This is a genomic window from Bradyrhizobium sp. Leo114, from assembly GCF_055229415.2.
Genome location: NZ_JBUYEN020000208.1, coordinates 1 through 502, shown reverse-complemented (window position 1 = coordinate 502; position 502 = coordinate 1). Strand labels below are relative to the sequence as shown.

At 63.9% G+C, this 502-nt stretch carries 1 protein-coding gene; it reads right to left on the bottom strand.

What is annotated here, in order from left to right:
• Window positions 1-502, bottom strand: a 502-nt coding sequence (locus ACZIRK_RS45440; protein WP_474419872.1) for an IS630 family transposase, incomplete at both ends; no start/stop codon positions are given.

Sequence of the window (502 nt, the reverse complement as noted above, 5' to 3'; positions counted from 1 at the left end):
CCCTGCGCTCGCTCCAAGGCCTGGATCGAGGGCTTCTCGTCCACGCATAGCACAATGGCCTTCGCCGGCGGGGCGACGTAAAGGCCGACAACATCGGCGGCTTTGGCCGTAAAGTTCGGGTCGTTGCTCTCACACCAGGACTTGCGAGCCGCGAGGTCAATCGTGTGACTGCGCAGGAACCGCCAAACATATTGGACGTCAACATCGCCTAGCGCCTCGGCCAGCAGAGGGCCGGTCCAGCGCGCGAACCCTTGCGGGGGCGGCTTATCCAGCAGCTTCAGAATCCGCTTGTCGGTCGTCTTCGTATAGATCGGCTGCTTGCCGGGTCGCGGCTTGTCTTGCAGCCCTTCAAGGCCTTGGTCGGCATAGCGATGTCGCCAAAGGCTGACAATCCGCGGCTGGACCCCAACTTCCTTGGCGATCGACCGGGTGCTGCGCCCGGCCGCCGCCAACAGAACGATCCGCGCCCGCTTCAAATCGCGCTGCAATGTCGTCGGCGAGC